Annotated in this window: 15 protein-coding genes; 3 read left to right on the forward strand and 12 right to left on the reverse strand. The window is 63.3% G+C overall.

Annotation, left to right across the window (positions count from 1 at the left end; all coding sequences use genetic code 11):
* Positions 1-83 precede the first annotated feature (83 nt).
* Together BST47_RS29415 and BST47_RS29420 are read left to right on the forward strand one after the other, a co-directional pair.
* Complete coding sequence (locus tag BST47_RS29415; protein ID WP_083129283.1) at positions 84-971, forward strand: beta-keto acid cleavage family enzyme; 888 nt, start codon at positions 84-86, stop codon at positions 969-971.
* Positions 972-1,030: 59 nt separating this feature from the next.
* Positions 1,031-4,183, forward strand: a complete 3,153-nt coding sequence (locus BST47_RS29420) for a bifunctional cytochrome P450/NADPH--P450 reductase (protein ID WP_083129299.1) — start codon at positions 1,031-1,033, stop codon at positions 4,181-4,183.
* Here BST47_RS29420 and BST47_RS29425 read toward each other — a convergent pair.
* The 11 genes from BST47_RS29425 to BST47_RS31395 form a co-directional block, all read right to left on the reverse strand.
* The gene (locus BST47_RS29425) at positions 4,180-4,824 is read right to left on the reverse strand and encodes a L,D-transpeptidase family protein (RefSeq protein WP_083129284.1); all 645 of its coding nucleotides are present in this window, start codon (positions 4,822-4,824) and stop codon (positions 4,180-4,182) included. The two genes, BST47_RS29420 and BST47_RS29425, sit on opposite strands and share 4 nt — an antisense overlap.
* A gap of 81 nt (positions 4,825-4,905) precedes the next feature.
* Entirely contained in the window at positions 4,906-6,264 is a 1,359-nt protein-coding gene (locus BST47_RS29430) for a cation:proton antiporter (RefSeq protein ID WP_083129285.1), read from the reverse strand.
* A 3-nt stretch (positions 6,265-6,267) separates the two neighbouring features.
* Entirely contained in the window at positions 6,268-7,125 is an 858-nt protein-coding gene (locus BST47_RS29435; RefSeq protein WP_083129286.1) for an ABC transporter permease, read from the reverse strand.
* Entirely contained in the window at positions 7,125-7,964 is an 840-nt protein-coding gene (locus BST47_RS29440; protein ID WP_083129287.1) for an ABC transporter ATP-binding protein, read from the reverse strand. Before BST47_RS29440 ends, BST47_RS29435 begins: the two co-directional genes overlap by 1 nt.
* The gene (locus BST47_RS29445) at positions 7,961-13,486 is read right to left on the reverse strand and encodes a type I polyketide synthase (RefSeq protein ID WP_083129288.1); all 5,526 of its coding nucleotides are present in this window, start codon (positions 13,484-13,486) and stop codon (positions 7,961-7,963) included. The genes BST47_RS29440 and BST47_RS29445 overlap by 4 nt, the downstream gene beginning before the upstream one ends.
* Before the next feature lie 2 nt (positions 13,487-13,488).
* Positions 13,489-15,231 (reverse strand): NAD(P)/FAD-dependent oxidoreductase, encoded by a 1,743-nt coding sequence (locus BST47_RS29450; RefSeq protein WP_083129300.1) that lies wholly within the window; start codon positions 15,229-15,231, stop codon positions 13,489-13,491.
* Between the two features lie 960 nt (positions 15,232-16,191).
* Positions 16,192-16,614, reverse strand: a complete 423-nt coding sequence (locus BST47_RS29455) for a MarR family winged helix-turn-helix transcriptional regulator (protein ID WP_083129289.1) — start codon at positions 16,612-16,614, stop codon at positions 16,192-16,194.
* On the reverse strand, positions 16,601-16,945 hold the full coding sequence (locus BST47_RS29460; protein ID WP_234809928.1) for a hypothetical protein: 345 nt from the start codon (positions 16,943-16,945) through the stop codon (positions 16,601-16,603). The genes BST47_RS29455 and BST47_RS29460 overlap by 14 nt, the downstream gene beginning before the upstream one ends.
* A gap of 587 nt (positions 16,946-17,532) precedes the next feature.
* Positions 17,533-18,015, reverse strand: a complete 483-nt coding sequence (locus tag BST47_RS29465; protein ID WP_083129291.1) for a cupin domain-containing protein — start codon at positions 18,013-18,015, stop codon at positions 17,533-17,535.
* A 399-nt stretch (positions 18,016-18,414) separates the two neighbouring features.
* Positions 18,415-18,987 carry a CAP domain-containing protein gene (locus BST47_RS29470; RefSeq protein WP_207568730.1) on the reverse strand — a complete coding sequence of 191 codons (573 nt, stop codon included), beginning with the start codon at positions 18,985-18,987 and terminating at the stop codon, positions 18,415-18,417.
* Between the two features lie 4 nt (positions 18,988-18,991).
* Positions 18,992-19,303: a hypothetical protein gene (locus BST47_RS31395; protein ID WP_234809924.1), complete on the reverse strand. Its 312-nt coding sequence runs from the start codon at positions 19,301-19,303 to the stop codon at positions 18,992-18,994.
* Positions 19,304-19,472: 169 nt separating this feature from the next.
* Between BST47_RS31395 and BST47_RS31400 the strand changes: the two genes are divergently transcribed.
* Positions 19,473-19,643: a hypothetical protein gene (locus tag BST47_RS31400; RefSeq protein ID WP_234809925.1), complete on the forward strand. Its 171-nt coding sequence runs from the start codon at positions 19,473-19,475 to the stop codon at positions 19,641-19,643.
* 183 nt (positions 19,644-19,826) lie between these two features.
* On the opposite strand, the gene BST47_RS31405 is transcribed toward BST47_RS31400, so the two are convergent.
* Entirely contained in the window at positions 19,827-20,105 is a 279-nt protein-coding gene (locus BST47_RS31405) for a hypothetical protein (protein WP_234809926.1), read from the reverse strand.
* Positions 20,106-20,134: the final 29 nt, after the last annotated feature.

The following is a 20,134-nucleotide window of genomic DNA, read 5'->3' on the forward strand; positions in this document are numbered from 1 at the left end:
GATGCAGCCTCACCCGGCCCACCCGGGTCACAGCACAACGTAACAACACGAAGTAACTGCACCTACGAACTTAAGGAATCCCGATGGATCCGGTCATCATCGAATGTGCGGTCAACGGTGTCACGTCAAAGGCCACCAACCCACACGTTCCCTTCGAGCCTTCCGAGATCACCGCTGATGCCCTGGCCTGCATGGATGCCGGCGCGGCGATCATCCATAACCACATCGACCTGTCCGGTGTCAGCGTGGAGCGCGCCGTCGAGCGCTATCTCGAGGCGTGGGGGCCGGTGCTCGACGCGCGGCCGGACGCGTTGCTCTATCCGACGATTCACATCGACACCGACGGCTCGTGTTCCTACGAGCATCTGATACCGCTGGCCGCCGCGGGGATGCGGGTCGGGATCACCGACCCAGGCTCGGTGAACCTGGGCGTCCGTGACGCCGACGGCCTACCGTCAGGCGGCTTCGTGTACCGCAACTCCTTCGACGTGATCGGTCGCGCGTTCGGCATCTGCCGTGACGGACAGCTGGGCCCGAGTCTCGCGATCTACGAACCGGGCTTTCTCCGCGCCACCATGGCGTGGTGGCGCGCGGGCCAATTGCCCGCCGGTGCGATGATCAAGCTGTACTTCTCGACCGAAAGAGGTTACCTCGGAGCACCTTTCGGGTTGCCTCCGACCGAACGTGCGCTCGACGCGTACCTCGAAGTGCTCGACGGGTGCGATGTTCCGTGGGCGGTCTCCATCGTCGGCGGGGACCTGTGCGCGGATCGGATCGCGGTTTTGGCGCTGGAACGCGGCGGCAATCTCCACGTGGGGCTGGAGTTCTATGGCGGCGATCGCACGCCGACCAATGTCGGCCTGGTGACCGAAGCCGTGGCGCTGTGCCGGCGGTACGGCCGACCGATCGCGACGCCCGACGAGGCCGCGCAGATCCTCGGATTGCCACGCGGGCCTGGTGGGTGGCGATAACGCCGTCGGAATTGTCGGAAACGTCAGATAGGTGGCGCAGTGTTCCTATGCTGCCCGGCATGGCCGAGTTCACGCCGTCACTGCCGCCGCAGCTCGACGACGTCCCTTCCGCGGTGGGCGGTCTCCCCACCTGGGCGGACGTCGCCGGCCGCCCCTACGCGCTGCCGATCGACATTCTCGGCGAGCGACACGGACCGTTGTTCTACTCCGACCACAACGGCTTCCGCAAGCTCTATGCGTGCTCAGCCGAGCTGGTCGACGAGGTGTGCGACGAAAACAGATTCGCCAAGAACCTGTCCCAGTCGCTGGCCCGGGTTCGTCCGCTGGCAGGCGATGGATTGTTCACCGCCTATCACGGGGAACCGAATTGGCAGAAGGCGCACGACGTCCTGCTGCCCGGTTTCAGCTATGCCGGCCTGCGCAACTACCACGCGGCCATGCTCGACATCAGCTCGCAGCTCATCGCCCGCTGGGATGCGCGCGTGGGCAATGGACCGGTGGACGCCTCGACCGATCTGCAGAAGCTGGCGATGGACACGGTTGCCCTGGCCGGGTTCGGAGCGCGATTCGACTCGTTCGACCACGATGGTCTCTCCCCCGTCCCGGCCAGCTTCACCGCCGCACTCGGTGAACTCGGCAAGGAAGGCAGGACGCAGCGATTCGACACCGAATTCGCCTATCTGAACGCGTATTTCGATGACCTGATCGCGGTTCACACGGCCGGCGAACCCGCCGATGTCGATGACCTGCTCTACGTCATGGTCGGTCACGATTCCGACGGCGATCCCGTGCTCGATCGGCAGAATGTCCGAAACCAGATCATGACGTTCTTGATCGCCGGGCAGCTGACGACCTCGGAGCTGATGCCCAATGCGCTCTACAACCTGATGCATCATCCGGCTGTGCTGCAGCGGGTCGAAGCCGAAGTGGATGGCGTCTTCGGCACTGACACCGACTATGTGCCGAGCTATGACGACATCGGCAAGCTGAGCTATCTGCGGCAGGTGATCGACGAGACCCTGCGGCTATCCCCGCCGGTTCTCGGATTCGATCGAATGGCCCTGGCGGACACCGTCATCGGTGGGAGGTACCCGATCAAGGCCGGTGAGGCAGTCACGGTGCTCACCGGGGCACTTCACCGCCAGCCGGGCTGGGGGGACAACGTCGAGTTCTTCGATCCGGACCGTTTCGGCACCGTTCGCTCCGCCGCCCGTCCCTCGGCGTTGTTCAAACCCTTCGGCACCGGTGCGCGCTCCTGCATCGGGCGGCAGTTCGCGCTGCACGAGGCCACCATGGCGTTGGCCCGGGTGGTGCATCGGTATCGGTTGGTCGATTCGCAACATTATGTGCTGCAATGGGATAGCGCACTGAGCCGACGCCCGGTCGGCTTCATGCTCGATGTCGTGCCACGCACTCCCGATGATCGCCGGTCCGTCGTCGTCACCGAGGAGTCCGCCCAGCCACGCACCGACCACGCGGCGACGATGAAACCGGGGACCACGCTGAGCGTGCTGTTCGGCTCGAATCTGGGGACATGCCGCGCATTGGCGACGCAGCTCGCCGAAGAGGCGACCGATATGGGGTGCACCGTCACCGTCGGGCCGCTGGACGACGCGGTGGGTGGTCTGCCGGACGCCGACTCGATCCTGATCGTCACCTCGTCCTACAACGGGCAGCCCACCGACGACGCGCGAGCGTTTCTGGCCTGGCTGTCGGGCGACGAGGCCGCGCTGCGCGGAACCCCGAACATCGCCGTGCTCGGTGTCGGCGATCGAAACTGGGCTGACACCTACCAATCGGTGCCCATACGCATCTACGAACGGCTGACGGGACTGGGCGCCGCACCGCTGGTTCCCAGAGCCGCCGCCGACACCTCGGGAGATCTCACCGGGGCGCTCGAAGACTTCTCGGCAGCGTTGTGGACGGCCATGGCTCAACGCTTCGGCGATCCTGACGCCGCCCCGGTCACCGCCTCCGACGAGCCGCTCTACGACCTCCGTCCGATCGTCGGACCGGTCACCACCGCCATCGATGCCCGATTCATGGTGGTGCCGATGACCGTGGTGGAAAACGACGCGCTGGTCAGCGCCGACAACACGTTGGGCCAGGCTAAACGTCATGTCCGGGTTGCCCTTCCCGATGACATCACCTACCACACCGGCGATCATCTGACCGTGCTCGCCGACAACCCGCCCGAGCTCGTCGACGCAGTGCTGGAAGGGCTCGGCATCGATGGGGATCAGCGGTTGGCGATCAACCCTCGGCGCAGCAGCCGTCGACTCATCGCGCTGGATCGCGAGGTCAGCGTGCGTGAGTTGCTCACGCACTTCGTGGAGTTGCGAAAGCCGGCCACCCCCAGCCAATTACGTCGGCTCGCAGCGTCGAACGCGTGCAAGCCGGAGCAGCAACGGCTGGAAGCGCTCGCCGAAGCGAGCGGACCGTGTGAGCTCAGCCCGCTCGAGTGTCTGCTGGAGTTTCAGGCGTGCGATGTCACCGGTGCCGAACTGCTCGAACTGCTCGAGCCGATGACGCCGCGTCATTACTCGATCGCGTCGTCCTCGAGGCGCTCTCCCGGCGTGGTGCACCTCATCGTCAGCGTGCTCGACTCGCCGGCCCGATCTGGTCGCGGCCTCTACAAGGGCGTGGCGTCCAACCATCTGGCGGCGATCAGTCCCGGGGTGGCGATTCGCGCGCGAGTGGACCAGGCGCGGGAGGCTTTTCGGGCCGGCGCCGACCCCGAGAAGAATGTGATCCTGGTCAGCGCGGGTACCGGCGTGGCCCCATTCTGTGGATTCCTGGGCGACCGGTTGGCGGCACAAGAGGCCGACGAACCGTACTCGTCCGCGCTGTGTTTCTTCGGGGTACGCGACCCTGACGTGGACTACATCTTCCGCGACCAGTTCGAGATGGGCGAAAAGCTCGGAATCGTGCGGATGCGTCCGGCGTTCTCTCGCGCACCGCAGAATGGCGTCCGCTACGTGCAAGACCGGATAGCCGCCGACGCCGACGAGGTGTGGGACCTGCTCGGCGATTCCGCGAAAGATGCACACGTCTATGTGTGCGGCGACGGTGCGAAAATGGCACCTGCGGTGCGCCGGGCGTTCCTCGACATCTACCGCGCGCGAACCGGATCCGACGAAAGTCAGGCCCGTGACTGGCTCATCGACCTCGTCGAGTCCGACCGCTACGTCGAGGATGTGTGGGCGGGCTAGGTCGAGACCAGCGACGGATTTCCCACGCCGACGGTGATTCGCGGAGACGCGGACGGATCCAGCCAGTTCAGCACGGTACGCATCTCATCGCGACCGATCGCAATGCATCCCCACGTGGGACTGCCGTCGGTCACATGGAGAAAAATCCCGGACACGCGACCGGGTATGCGCTGTGGGTTCACCGCGATGTTGACGGCGTAGTCGTAGACGGGGCCCGAGTCGTACAGGTTCTCCGCAATCGACGAGGGACGGTCAGGGCCGCGCACGTGAGTATTGTAAGTCGGCGATTGAGCGTCCTCGTCCCACCAGTCCTGGCTGGTGGCCTGGAAGTACGGCATTCTCGTGCCGGGATTCGGCTGGCGGCCAAATGCCTGATCGAACGCGAAGGTCCCGACGGGAGTGCGATGTACTCCGTCAGCGGGTGCACCGACCCCGAGAGCCCCCACCTTCGCGGGTACGGGCCCCAGGACCACCTTCCATCGCTGCGCGACCCGCTGATAGGCGGTCAATGTCCCTGTCGTCGCGTCCGCCGCCGGTACACCGACGACGATCCACTGGGCAGTTTGGTCTGCGGTTGCGGATGCCGCCAGTGGCAGGCTCAGGAGAAACGCCCCGATGAGCGCCAGCGCGCGCAGCTTCACACGATCGCATCTTTGCTGTCGTACGTGTCATCCGCGGCAAGGTCGGATAACGATTCGACGGCAAGCGTCCGATGACCACACTCACGACGCGGACGTAGACGGAGCTGGAACTTCGGTGCGGCGTTCCACCCCGTCAGGACCGAACCGCGACCCTGACTTCTCCAGGCGACGTCCGAACAGCCTTTGCAGAGGCGTGGCGGCGAACGTCGTGATGATCGTCATGAGCGCCAGAATGGTATAGAGCTTGCCCGAAATCAGTCCCGCCTCGAATCCGATGTTGAGCAGAATCAGTTCCATCAGACCGCGGGCGTTGGCGAGTGCGCCCATCGAACCCGCTTCATACCAGCTCATGCCCTGCCAGCGCGCGGCCAGGCCGACCGCGCCGAACTTCGCCACGAACGACACCACCAAAACGATCGCCGCCATGAGAAGGGTGGGCCCATCCAGAATCAAGTTCAGCTGTGTATTCAGTCCCGAATAGATGAAGAACGCGGGTAGCAACAGGTAGGCGGTCAGCGGTTCGAATCGTTCACGGATGAGCTCGAGCAGCGAACCTCGCGGCATCATCAGCCCGGCCACGAACGCGCCGAAAACCGAATAGATTCCGACGATATCGGTGAACCAGCTGGCGGTCAGTACGACCAAGAGGATGACGCTCAAATGGGCGATCGGTATGCCGCCGGTGCGTTCGGTGTCAGCACGGCGCGGTGTCCACGTTTCGAGTCGCGCGAGCAGCGGTCGGCCGATGTACATCATGAACATCAGGAAGACCAGCCCGCCTCCGATCGCCACTAAGGCACCGAGCATGCTCCCCTTCGCGGTCGACACCACCGTGGCCAGCAGCACCCACGAGCATGCGTCGTCAACAGCGGCGCATGACAAGGACATCGTCCCCAACCGGGTGTTGAGCAGGCCCGAGTCACAAACGATCCAGGCCAGCATCGGGAACGCGGTGATCGCCACGGCCGCAGCGAGGAACAGGCCACCCTGCCAATGCGCCACCTTGTCGGTGAAATACCCGCCGACACTGACCATCCACCATCCGACGACGCCCCCGAGGATCAACGGGACACCGATACCGGCGATCGACGTGGCTCCGGCCTGCCTGGTATGGGAGGCCAGGATGTCGAGCTTGAACGAGGCTCCCACGAGAAACATGTAGAGCACGAGCCCGAGTTGACCGACGACATAGATCACGGTGAGGTTTGGATGCGTGAAAGTCTCGGCGCCGAGGGTCAGCTTGGTGGGGAACAGCCACTGCTGCGCCGCCGGCCATATCCAGCCCAATACCGAAGGGCCGAGCAGAAATCCGGCCACCATGATCGCGACCACTTGAACCTGGCCGAGCCGGCGGAACAGCGGCCAGAGGAGGCGGTACGTCACCAGAATGACCGCGATCTGGAGGAAGAAGTGATAGGCGATCCCCAGTAGTGATGGCACCGGTCAGCGCCTATCCGACCATCGGAACACGAGGAGGCACGCCAACAATCCGACGATGCTCCACGCAGAAAGGACGAGAAATATCCGACCGTGCTCCCAGCTGCCGGCTGGTTCGAACGCGACCATCTGTTCCGGCAGGAGAACCGACCGGAACCCTTGGGCCATCCACTTGACCGGGAAGATCGATCCGACGATCAACATCCACGGCGGCAACACCATCAGCGGTACGTAGGTGCCCGAGACGAACTGCAGCCCGACCGCCGGTCCGTTGGTGAGCACGGCCGCCGACACGGCGTTGCTTGCGAAATTACTGATGAAGATGCCCAACAGCGAACAGCTGACGACGCCCAGCGTGAAGACCCACATCAGCGTGAACCAGCCGAAAACATCAGAGGGCAACCGGAGACCGAAGACGAAAATCCCTACCAGCAACAGGATCACGGCCTCGGCCAGGCTGACAATGGCGACGAGCATGATCTTGCCGATGAAGTACGACGATGCTGTCGCCGGGGTTCCACGAAGCCGTTTCAACGCGCCGGTATCGCGGTCAGCGGCGATGCTGATGCCCAGATTGATGAACGACGTCGACAGTATTCCGTAGGCGAGCATGCTTGCCGCGATCATGGCACCGGTGCTGACCGGGCTGTTGGGCGGTTTCGCCGTGAAGATCGACCCGAGCAGCAGACAGATCGCCGCGGGCATCGAGAACGTCAAAACCACCTGTTCGGGCCGGCGATAGAACATCTTGAGTTCGGGGACGACTCGCGAGAACCCGATACGCACCGCGGACGGGATCGGTGAGCGCGAGCGGCCGGCGCGATGGCGAGGCTGCGGTGCCAGCACCGTGTGTTGGACGGACATCACGCTCGGCCGATCAGGTGCAGGTAGGCATCTTCGAGTGTCGGCCGGGTAACCGTCAATTGAGCTAGTTCCGTACCCTCGCGGCTTCGCTGTTTGATGAGGTCGGTCGGAAAGTCTGTACGCTCCACGCGAATCTCGTCTCCCTCCATCCACGAGACGGTGGCGGCCGAGTCGACGTGCTCAACCAACTTCATCGGCGAATCCACTGCCACCACCCTGCCGTCGGCTATCACAGCGACGCGGTCTGCGAGCGCGGCCGCTTCTTCCAGGTAGTGGGTGGTGAGCACAATCGTCGTACCGTCAGCGGCCAAGAACCTGATGAGATCCCAAAACTGCCGTCTGGCTTCGGGATCGAAGCCGGTCGTCGGTTCGTCGAGGAAGAGCAGTTCCGGCGTCCCGACGATGCCGAGAGCGACGTCGAGTCGGCGGCGTTGTCCGCCAGACAGTGTCCTGACCCTGTTCCCGGAAGACGAGGAGAGCCCGACAAGGTCGAGTACTTCCGCTGGGGCCCGAGCGGCGCCATAGCAATTCGTGAACATCTGCACGGTCTCGTGCACGGTGAGCATTCCGGCGTCGCTGGCCTCTTGGAGGACGATGCCGATCTTCGCGCGCCAGCTCCGGCCCGCAGTGCCCGGATCTTCACCCAACACCAGCACCTGCCCGGCGTCACGCTTCCGGTTGCCTTCCAGAATCTCGATCGTCGTCGACTTTCCCGCCCCGTTCGGTCCCAGGATGGCGAAGATCTCCCCGTAACCAACGTCCAGATCAAGGTTCTGAACTGCGGGTGATCGACCGTAGGCCTTGGACAATCCGCGCACGTGCACGGCGGTTTCGGTCATGAGGGCATCCCGCCGGAATTCGGCTCTACGGTCGACGCATCGAGTTCAGCGAGTAGCTCGCGCATCTCGGCGTCCGACAGTTCCCCCATCATGTGGTCCAAGTCGTCAACGACAACCGGTTGAGTCGGCTCGTCGGTGGTCGCGGGCTCACCGTGAATCGATTGCAGCTCGGCAAGTATGCGCTCGGACAACGAGTTCACGCTGACACCCTGAAGTATCTCCAGCACGGGCAGATCGATGGAGAACATCGAATTGATCCTCACCCTGAAATCCATGGCCATCATGGAGTCCAGGCCGATGTCATCGAGCATGTCGTCGGGCGCGATGTCGGACATGGCGCAATCGAAGACGGCGGCGACGACGCGCTGGACGTGCTCCGTGACCACGGATCGTCTGTCGGCTTCCGCGGTGACCGCGAGCATGTCGAGTATCGAAGAGTCCGAACCGACTTCGTGCGCTGACGCTTCTGTCGCTTCGAGTTCAGCGAACATCGCGGGGAGTCGACCGCCAAGTCCGTTGTGCCGGGCCCGATTCCAGTCGGCGGTGATGGCGACGACACTGGGCACCCTCTGGTTGACCAAACGATCCAGGATTCGTTTCCCCACGGCGGGTGTGATCAGCTCGATGCCACGCTGGGCGTAGACCTTCTCCAGCTTGAGGTCTTCGACCATCCCCACCGACCACGGTCCCCAACCGATGGTGATAGCCGGAAACCCCTGTGCCCGCCGGTAATGCGCGAAGGCATCGAGGTAAGCGTTGGCGGCGGCGTAGTTACCCTGTCCCGGCGCAGCGATGGTCGATCCGGCGGAACCGAACATGATGAAGAATTCCAGATCATGGTCCTTGAAGGCGTCGTGCAACACACGAGCACCGACCGTTTTCGGCGCCAGCACCTTCGCGAAGTCGTCCTCGCTCATGTTGACGAGGAGTTGATCTGCCACCGATCCCGCCGCGTGGACGATGCCGCGGATCGGCCGGCCGCCGTCTCGGACATGGCTGCGCAGCCACGCCGCCATCTGATCGGAGTCGGTGATATCGACGCTGGCGGTGGCGATCTGGGCGCCGAGACGTTCGACAGCGCGGATCGCGGTGACTGTGGCGAAGTGGGGATCGTCGTCGGTCAGCGTCGACCACTGGTCCCGCGGCGGGATCGGAGTGCGACCCAGCAAGGTGATGTGCCGCGCCCCGCGTTCGGCCAGGTAGGTAGCCACCACACGACCGAGTGCTCCCGCTCCGCCGGTGACGACGTACGTTGCGTCCGGGGTGAGTTTGGTGGGGAAGGGTTTGGTCAGGTTCCTGCATGGGCGCAGGCGCGGGACCAGGGTGGCGTCTCCGCGGACCGCGATCTGGTCCTCCGATTCGACGTTAAGGATGTGGTCACAGATGCGTGTGGCGGTTTGACTGCGGTCGTCTGATTTGTCGATGTCGATCAGACCACCCCAGTGTTCGGCGAACTCCTGGTGGCCGATGACTCGGCCGAGACCCCAGATGGTGGCCTGCTCGGGTTGCGTGGGCTCCGACGGCGATGCCGGTTGCGCATTGGCGGTGATCAGGTGGAGGCGTGGCCTGCTGGTGCCGTGCTGCGCAAGCGCTTTGACAAGCCGGAGGATCGTGAATGCCCCCACGTGGAGGTTCGCGTCGGCGGAGGCTTCGGACATGTCGAGGGGCCAGCAGTCGATGACGCCCGCAAGATCCTTGTCCCGACGGAGGTGAGCGGTGATCAGCTCGGTCATATGGTCGGGGCGTCGAGGGTTCGCCAGGTATCCCCCCTCGGTCTCGGTGAGCGTCTCGACGGATTGGTGACTGACCGTGTGTACGCGGTGGCCGCGGCGACGCAGCTCCTCGGACATGGCTGCGCCGATACCGCAGTCGTCAAGGAGGATGAGCCATGACCCGGCGGACGCCGTGTGCTCACGGGGCTGGTCGGGAGTTTCGGCCCAATGCAGTTCGTACAGGCCCTTGTCGATGTGAGCGGGTGACATCCGGGACGAGGCGCTCAGCGCTTGCACGGCGAAGCCGTCGATGACGGCGAGTGTGTTACCCAGTCGATCGATGATCGTGATGTCGCACTCGACGGCCTCGCTGGTCGCCGACACGACGTCGACGTGAACCGTCATGTGCGCGTCGGGCCGCCCGTATATGGAGCAGCGCCGGATTCGGGTCGGAAGGTATGGCTCGTCGTTCTCCTGTTGTCCGAGAAACGGTGCTCCGAAGAGTGTTTGGAAGGCACCATCGATAAGCGCGGGATGGAAACGGTAGTCGTCGAGCTCGTCGGAGATCGGCGCTGGAATCGCGAGCTCGGCGGCCGCCCAGTCCTCGCCGGCTGTCACGCCCTGCACGGATCGAAAGGCTTCGCCGTAGTCGAAACCGATGGCCTCGGTGCGCGCGTAGAAGTTGTCGGCGCTGATCCGGGTGACCGGCTCGCAGCTCTGCGCCGTGTGGCGTGGACTGGGTACCGCCGAAAGCATGTTGAGTTCTGCGGTTGCGGTGACCGTCCACTTGAGGTCGCCGTCGGCCGTGGCGGTGAATGCGGCGAATTCCAGGGTGCCGGTGTCCTGGTTGAGGGTCGTCCGGAGGATGGGATCGCACGTGTCGTCGAGGAGCACGGCGCGGTGCAGCACGAGGTTGTCCACGCTGTGTATCGACCCATAGGTTGCCTCGGCGGCGGCGAGGGCCATTTCGATGTACACAGCCCCGGGCACGACGATGCTCTTCTGAATTCGATGGTCGGCGAGGAATGCATTGAGGACAGCGCTGATCTCGGCTTCCCATGTCGGATGGACACCGCTGACCGGCTGCCCGAGAAGTGGATGCACCGGGTTGTAGAAGAGCGACTCCACCGCTTCCTGCGTCTCGTCCCAGTACCGCTTGGTCTGCCACGGGTACGAGGGCAGCTTGAGAAGCCTCCGCCGTCCGCGCGGGTGCACGGTGTCCCACGCGACGTCGTGCCCGTGGCAGTGCAGAGCACCGACACAGTTCAGCAGGGTTCGGTTGTCGTCGTGATCGCGCCGCTGGGTGGCCATCACCGAAACCCTCTGCGCACCAGCAGTTTCGAATATTGACGCCGCTAGCACCGGATGTGGACCCAGTTCGACGAACTGGGTGTAGCCGTCGTCGAGCATTCGACGGAGTGCCGGCTCGAACAGAACGGTGGCGCGAGTGTTCTGCCACCAGTAGGCAGCGCCGGCGTCGTAGTTGTCCAGAAGCTCGCCGGTGACCGTGGAGTACAGCGGAAGCGTGGCGGCTTTCGATGACAGACTTTCGAACGCACTGAAGAGATCGTCCTTCACTGCGTCCATGTAGTGAGTGTGATAGGGCACCTTGACCGCCAGCCACCGGTTGAAGACCCCTGCCTCGTCCAGTTGCCCTGCAATGTCGTCGAGGACGTCGCCGTCCCCTGCGATGGTCACCGCCGACGGGCTGTTGATCGCGGCCACTGAGACTCGCCGTCCGAACTCGCTGAGCGCTCTCTCGTCGACCGTTTTCATGAGCGATTCGGCGTCCAGGCCGACGGCCAGCATCCGTCCTTGCCCACTGGTGCGTTGCTGGAGACGGCTGCGGTGGTAGATGACATGGACCGCCTGTTCGAAGGTCAGCAGACCGGCGAGATGATGCGCGGCCACTTCACCTGCGCTGTGGCCGATTACGGCATCCGGGGTGATTCCGAAGTGAGCGAGCTGCTCAGCCAGTGCGATCTGGATGGCGAAGTTCGCGGGCTGAGACACGTCCGTTTCCGCCATGCGGGACCGCGGCTCGTAGCATCGGAGTTCGTCCAAGAGCGACCAGTCCGTATATCGCGACAGCTCTTTGTCGCTGCGCTCGATGCTCTCGGTGAATGCCGGGAAGACGTCGAGCAGTCCCCGGCACATCTTCCACCACTGGGGGCCCATGCCGGTGCAGACGAACGCCAATCGGGGCGCGGGGTTGCCGACGCGACCCGTCGAAATCTGCCCACCGTCAGCGAGGGCTTGAAGTTGTTCGCGCACATCGCTGATGCTGTCGGCGACCACGACGTGACGGTGGTTGAGGTGGACACGTCTCTGGCCGAGTGTGTACCCGAGATCTGTCAAGGTGACTTCTGGATGGGCGGCCAGATGTCCGGCCAATCGCCCGGCGGTAGCGACGAGCGCTTCCTCGCTGCGCGCCGAGATCGGCAGAACGGCGAGTGGCAGAGCCGAGGAGTCGTCCCGCCCCGGCGCGATCACCGCGGTCGGCGGTTCGGCGAGCACCACGTGCGCGTTGGTGCCGCCGAACCCAAAGGAGTTGACCCCCACGATGCGTCGTTCACCGCTCGGGAACGGCCGCCCCGTTCGAGGTATGTCGATCTTGAGGTCCGCGAGCGAGACGTGGCGGGTGGGGGTGCGCAAATGGAGGTTGGCGGGAATATAGCCATGTTTGACGACCAATGCCGCCTTGATCAGACCGGCTACCCCGGCGCCGGCCTCGAGGTGGCCGATGTTGGTCTTCACCGATCCGATGAGCAGTGGACTGGTTGATGGTCGATCGGCAGTCAACGCGCTTGCCAGCGCCCGCATCTCGATTGGATCGCCGACCGGCGTTCCGGTGCCGTGTGCTTCTACGTATCCCACCTCGGACGCCTGGACGCCTGCGCGGTTCAGAGCCGTCCTGATCGCTGCCTCTTGAGCTTCCTCGCGTGGCACCGTGATGCCGTCGGTGTGACCGTCCTGCGACACCGCGGTGCCGAGGATTTGCGCGTAGATGTCGTCGCCGTCGTCGAGCGCCTGCCGGAGCGGCTTGATGACGACGACCGCTCCCCCCTCCCCGCGCGCATATCCGTCCGCGGAGTCGTCGAACGCCTTCGAGCGTCCCTCCGGGCTGAGGAACCCGCTCTTCGATTCCGCGATGGCGGTGTTGGGGCCGACCATGATGTTCACGCCGCCGGCGAGAGCGATCTCGCACTCGTGGTTCCAGATACTCTGTGCGGCAAGGTGTACGGCAACCAGAGAGCTGGAGCACGCCGTGTCGATCGCCATGCTCGGTCCGCGGAAGTCGAACGCGTGAGAGATGCGGTTCGCCAGCATCGTCATCATCATTCCGGTGGCTGAATGAGCCTTGAATCGGTATCGGCTGGTGCGACCCTGGTTCTGCAGCAGCTGGTAGTCGAGGGTGAATCCGCCGACGAAGACACCGACGTCGGTGCCCGCCAGTCTGTCGATGGCGAGTCCCCCGTCCTCCAGTGCCTCCCAGGTGGCGTGCAGCAGAAGTCGCTGCTGCGGATCGAGCGAATGTGCCTCGCGGGGTGAGATTCCGAAGAACTGCGGGTCGAATTGATCGATCTCATCCAGGAATCCGCCGCGGCGCGTGGCGATCTTGCCGACCTTGGCCGGATTCGGATCGTGATATCGATCGGCATTCCAGCGCGTTTCGGGTACGTCGCGGGTGGCGTCGGTCTCGTTGCACAGCAGGTTCCAGAAGCCGTCGGCCGACTCGCCTCCGCCCGGAAACCGGCAGCCGATTCCGACGATCGCCAAGGGCTCGCGGGCGTTGTTCTCAGTCAGCATGTTCAGCTCGATTGAAGTGCCGGCGAGGTAGCGACAATCCAGTCGGCGCTCACGGGGTTGGTTGCTTGCTCGTGGCGGTAGACGGACCGCAGCTCGCGCAGTAACGAATCCCGTTGCCATTCCTGCACTTGCCGCATGATGTTGTCGTCACCGAACATCGAAGACTTCTCGGCGATGACCGTCTCGACGAGCTGACCTGCCAGCTGACGCAAGAGCCGGGCATTGGATTCGAACTGCTCGTTGAAGTTCGTGGCCCTTCCCATCATCGCGGTGTGCAGCACCCCCATGAAATTCAACGGCGAATACAGATCGAGGAAAGGCACCGATGAGGTGCCGACCTCGATTGCAGCCCATTCCCGGAAGAACCGTTGAACGCGGTTGCTCAGCGCGATGAGTCCCTCGAGGTGTGGAACGAAATCAGGTTCATCGGACACCCGCACGAAGCGGTCGTTCACGTAGAGAAGACCGACGAATCCCCAGTAGAACGCGACGTCCCAGATGATTTTCGAGGACATGACGGGTGCCGACCCCATCAAGGTGTACTGATCCTGGTACACCGCAAGCCACATTTCGGTGAGCGATCGATAAAGCGAATCGCTGATCTGCGCGCGTCCGAGGACGTCTTCACCGTCGAGATCACGAGTGACCATGTCGGTGATCAGCCCGTTTCCAATCGCGACGAGATCCAATCCCGATGAGTACAGGGGGTCGAGGAACACTCCGGCGTCCCCCGTGAGGCACCACCGGTTGCACCCGTCGAACACTTTGGTCGCACCATGGCTGTATTTCTTCATGACCCGGAAGTCCATGATCAGGTCGTTGAGTTCGGCTAGCACATCAGCGCATTGCGGTTCGTGTGCGCGAAGCCACGCCTTCGCCTTGGCCAAGGTGTTGAAATCGTCAAACGCGTGGAACGCCGGGTCGGCCACGATACCCACGCTGGTGGCACCAGATGCCAGCCGGATGAGCCACACCCAATATCCCTCGCCCATCAGGTGATTGGTGGACATCGCGCGGTCGCCCTCGTGCAGCCGTGCCTGCCAGGACGAGTCATCGCTCCATCGCCCGATGTCTATCTCCGCTGCGACCCGGAACCACACTGCATTGCAGTGATGCTCGTTGGCGCGCTTGAGATCCAGCTGGCGCGACAACGCGCGGTTCCGGCCCGACGCGTCAACCACCCACCGCGCCGTCATGTCTGCGACAGAGTCGCCGTTCTGAACCGTGATCGTGTGCGGGCCGTCGTGCTGTCCGAAATCGACGGAACGAACCCGGCCACAGGCGATCTCGACTCCCTCCGCGAGGCATCGCCGCGCGAGCTCGTTCTCCAATCTGCCGCGATCGATCTGATAGGTCACCTGGGGGACGAACGACGAACTGCCGAGTTCGACCCGCTGCGCGATGTCGGTATTGTGCTCGTTCGAAAAGAACATGCGGAGCCCCATCTTGCGCAGCTGAGCGGACTGCAAGTGGTCGCCCAGTCCCAGTCGGTCGCGCAGATAGTGCGCGGAGACCTCGACCGTGGACTCGCCGACCGTGTGGGTGATCTCAGGCACCGGATGAGCGTGCGGCTCGATGACCGCGATTCGTGTCGTCGGACGAGCCCGACGAATCTCCAGGGCCAACGTCAGCGCCGCCACGCCGCCGCCGATGATGCCGATGTCGTGATCGGCTGCCGGATGGCCGCCCTGCGAGAGGCGCGACTTGATCCGCAGCGCGAGCGCTGCACGCGCCTGCGGATTCATCTGCGACACGTGCGCCCGAACATCCACGCGCTACCCCTCTCGACTCGTGCCGCCGAAGGACCGATCGCTGGACCGGCACGGCGGGCTGGCACCCTGACTCAGCAGGTATCCGCGGTCCCCCGACTTCGATGCACAATCGATGCAGGCTTCCCGCGTCGAGCCAATCACAAACGCGGCGGGAGGGCACCGCGAAAGTGATTACCGATTCCTGACGCTGCATCCTCAGCAAAGGGGCAACGACGTCTCGTCGCCAAACGAAAGCGGGCCAGGTCTTTCGACCTGGCCCGCTGTCCGGTGGAGCTGCCGGGAATCGAACCCGCTCCAAAAATCCTGTTGAACTGCAAGAATGCCGAATCAGGTACGCGAGACGACATGAAAGCGCGCGAGATGACCTGGGAAAACGGGCCAGGTGTTGATGGCATCAACACGAGCGCAGCCCATTTAAGGTCGCCCTGACCTGCTCGATGCGAACTGGCATAGCTCGGCCATGCGTCTCCACCGGCGCGCATGGTGGCTTTCGCCACCGTTGTGCCCACCACGCGGAGGATGTTGAACGGATTACCGCACGAGTATCGCGGTGGCCTCCACTGGCGTCTTCTGAATGCCTTCAATGTCATTGAAAGATGGTGGAACCCTCTTCGACGGTACTCACACAGCTTGTCAGACAAGTCTCCCGCGGTCGGCGGCGTAACCCACGGTGTCTCGAGCTGCACGGTGGCCGTCCACATCGCCAAGGCCCTCGCTCGGCGGCCAAGATTTGGCGGTACGCCCGTGGGTTTCATCAGTGCGGTGAGCACACTCATTCCGATTCCGAATACGGCAGAAAATTGGCGCCGGCGGGAGGCAAAGGAACCTACCGGGGTGAGCGGATCCTCCGGCGGTGCATTGGGCGCGAGAAGGTCGGCCCAGCACCGCTCCACGGCTAAGAGCTCGTGCAGGTGGGTAGACAGTTCAGGGTCGTCACCCATGTCCCAGCGTAGCGAGTAGCTTCAGCAAGTCACGCCGGTCCTGTTCGCCGAACTCGGCGAGAACACGCCGTTCGGCCGCGCGCACACCGGAATTGGTGCGCTTGAGCAGCTCGGCGCCCTCGAACGATAACTCGATGGGCTGTGATCGCCCAGACGGCACAACTGCGGCCCGCACCACTAAGCTGCGCTTCTGCAATCCCCGCACCACCCTGTTCATAGCTTGTGGGGACACGTTGATACCGCGCGCCAACTGCGCATTGGACATGCTGGGCGATTGCGACAACGAGCGCATGCATAGGTACTGAGGGAAGGACAAACCCAGTGGCGTGAGCACCGTGACCGTCACCTCGCTACGCAGCGCCGAAGTTAAGCGGTGCAGAAGGTAGCCCAGCGGCTGGGTTTCAACCCGTTCCACGGATCAGGTCAGGGTGGGGACGACTACGTCGTCGGGAATCTGAACGGTGCGGTCGTGAGTTGGCCAGCCGAAGACGATTGAGCGGAAGACTACATAACCCGGTAGCAGAGAGACCGCATATCCCGTGGCAATGTTCGACGGGGGTGTGCTTGCATTCCTGTGCGTTCAAAGCCAGCAGATCGCTCCGTAGCGTTCCGGTGTCGATTGAGTCCGCGACGTGATCAACGGTTACCGTTCTTGCCGCCAAGACCAGCGCTGCCGTGGTGGTCCAGCCCGGGTAGAGAACGGCCTTGCTGGCACGGGCGATGGCGGCAATGGCGTCGACCGTCACCTCGCCGTACTCCCGCTCTTTCAGCAGCTGCAACGCCGCCTCGAGCCGCTCGGTGTCACGCGCCGACCAAGCGAGAAGACATCAGCATCTGCGATTTGGCACACAGTGACAGGCTAGGCCAACCGCCACCGTGCGGAGGCAAGATAGTTCAGGCACATGAATTTCTTGTTCAGGTAATATTAGGCAAACTTATATCAAGATTGACCGCGGCCACGGCGCCCTCGCTGTGGTTCAACTTATGCGCCACACCAAGATTCGGCCGCGGCAAACAATTCATTGATCGCCTGACACGACTGGGCTGCCACGCGGGCTCCACCGGACGAGACCAATCGCTCCCCATTTGGTGCCAGCGAACCGCGAAGCTGCCACGCGGATCACCTGCCCTCCTTGAAGCGACCCTCGCCACCATTATCTCCTCGTCGAAATCCGCTCCTCGAAAGGCGAAATGAAACACCAGACCGTTCTTCACCATGGCTGGCGCAGCCGTGACGAGACGGAGCCGAGGTTCTGGGGGTTTGCTCCCTCGCCCGGCGAGGTCGGCGCAGAGCGGATGTGCGGAGGCCAAATATCCGCTGAGGACCCAGTCGCTACTTCTCGCCGAAGGCGTCGGCGAAGCTAGTGTTGCCCATACTTTCCCTCTGAGTGGCGTCCAGCGCAGCCAGCAGGCGGGAATTCTCGATGACGATCATCTCCACGTCAGGCCCCTCGTCGGCATAGTGGCGATGCCAGATCCACGGCGGCGTATACACGAAGTCGCCCGCGCTCCACCGGACGCGTTGATCGCCAATCTCCGACCAACCCGAGCCATATCGCACGAAGTGAACCGACTCATGTACGTGTCGATGAAGGTCACTGCCCTCGCCCCCGGGAATCTTCTGCAGAAAAAACTCTACCGAGCGAGCAGGTATTCGTAGGAGCAGCCCAATCTGAGATGGGCTTCCAGTCTCGATCCAGTGCGCGTCGTCGGAGCTAACGACAAGGTGCTCCTCCCCCACGTGCTGGCTGTCGCGGCCTGCTGCTCGTGCCATACTCTTCGAGAATTCATCTATCTCGTCACGGGATAGCGTCATTGAACGGGCTCCTTCGTGTATTTCTTCGTTGAGTCCACAGAATTGTTGGTTGCTGGAAAAGATGACACCCGGTGGAACAATGCGGTGCCAATGGGATTCGTCGTTCGATAACCACAGAAACGTGTAAATGTCATTGCAGGGGGATGCACCCGTCAGCATTCGTCGGCGCGGCTTGAGGTTTGGCTGGGTCAGCTCTGGTTGCTGAGTGCGTTATCGCCCGTCGCAATTGCCGACGGCGAGCCTCGTATGAAATGACCCTGCTTAGGGACATAGATGCCGCCATCGGAGTGAAGGTGCGCTTCGCGGCCTCGCGGCGTCATGCACTGGGAACCACTTTGCGGGGCTTGTCAGGAAGCGTTGAGCAGTCCGCATAGTCTGGGCGCAGACTTGCTTCTTGACTCATTGGGGCTTGCCGTACACCGCAACTACAACTGTGCGGTCGATGGAATTCTCTGACCACACCCCGATCCGGGTGTTTGCACAGTCAGACATGACCGCAAAATCGACCGGGTCGTAATACCACTGGTTGATCAGCTCGATGCCGCTCAACGCGAGTGCTGGAATTATCGCAACGGTTTCAGACACCACGCCGCTGAATCCCGCGGCTTCCGCCCGCACCTGGGGCGTGGAACCATCCGATCCAATGTCGCCGTCGACGTTGCTGTTGGCCAGCGCATCGCGAGCGTGCCACTGGGCAGCGAGCTGGAGGGTCGGACTAATGATGATGTCGTTCGGGCAGCCCGCCTGGCGTTGAATGGTGTAGACATTGGCTACCACGCCGTCATTGAGTCGCTTGTTGTCGCCGTGCGCGGCGGGCGGTATCGGTAGTGCTTGCACGCCAAGTACTGCAACGATACCTAGTGTCAAACGGGGCAGGAGACCGAACGCCGATCCCTCTTTGACCGTCTTCACCCTGCGTGGAGTGGGTACCGAAGCGTCGAATTTGTCACGGCAAGGGCGCTTTTCGTGCATCGAGTTACTCGTAAGCAAATTCATCAGTGTGGCAGTCTGTCGGCGGGCCGGCCGCAGCCTCGTCCCACTGATCGAAAATGGACGGGATCCCACCAGCAGCGGCCGACGGCGCAGCGAGGATCAAGCTCGCCACGGCTCTTCGATCGATGCGCAAGGGGTGCCACTGAGAATTTGGTGTCACACGAACCAAAACTGAAATCGATGTGACGTGCTGATCCCAATCACGCCGGCGACCGGACTTGATCGCGATCTCCGCGCTGATCGCCTGCTGACTCGCCAGGGCGCCGTCGGGATTGCTGCCGATCAACGCTGTCACGGCGCCTACGGTACCGACGACTTCGAGACTAGCGAACCGATGAATTTCACTCAGCGGAAGGGGGCCCGAAATTGGCAGGCATGTTTCGACGCGCAGAACCACTGTCGACTCGTGTCTGCTCAGCATAATCAGCGCCTTGACGAGCGGCTAACCGGCTGACCTGTCCGAGTTGGCCCGCAGGGCCGGGCTGCCGGTTGCCAACACACACCGCCTTGCGGCCGAGTTGGTCGCCGGCTCGCCACCGCCGCGCCGCGGGGACGGGCAACAGTACGTGGTACGCAGGATTTGGAACCACCGGATTGCTGGCGGGGCCGGAAGGCCGCTTGCGCGAGGTGGCTGAACCGTTCTTGCTTGACACGTATATGCAGCTGCCCTCGCCACGGTGCACCTCGCCGCGCGTAATGACGATGAGCTGCTGTACCCGAACGCATGACGCGACGTGCGTCCGTCAGCACCGTCGGCTGCCAGCGCCGATGCACTGCACCGCTGGCTAGGCGCTGGTGGCGCAAGCGACGCGCGCCGTTCAGAACCGGGTGTTCGCCGGCCTAACCCGCATCACGCGATACAACGTCCTCGCGCCGACCGTCCTGTCCTCGCAGACGCGGCCTATCCGTCGCGAAGGAGGGGCCACCACTATCGAGGAAATGTCGCCGAGTGCGTGTTCGCCGGCGGTGCCGGCATCCGTCAGACCGACGCCGCGATAGTCGCCGCGATCGCCGCAGTGGTACCGATGCTGAAGCGTGATCGTCAGCGGCTTCTCGTCGCTCTGCAGGTCGCCGCGCGCAGCGGCGTTTGATCTCACGGATGCAAGCGAGGAGGACCGTCAGAACT

The organism is Mycolicibacterium tusciae (genome assembly GCF_002086795.1).
Lineage (GTDB): Bacteria > Actinomycetota > Actinomycetes > Mycobacteriales > Mycobacteriaceae > Mycobacterium > Mycobacterium tusciae.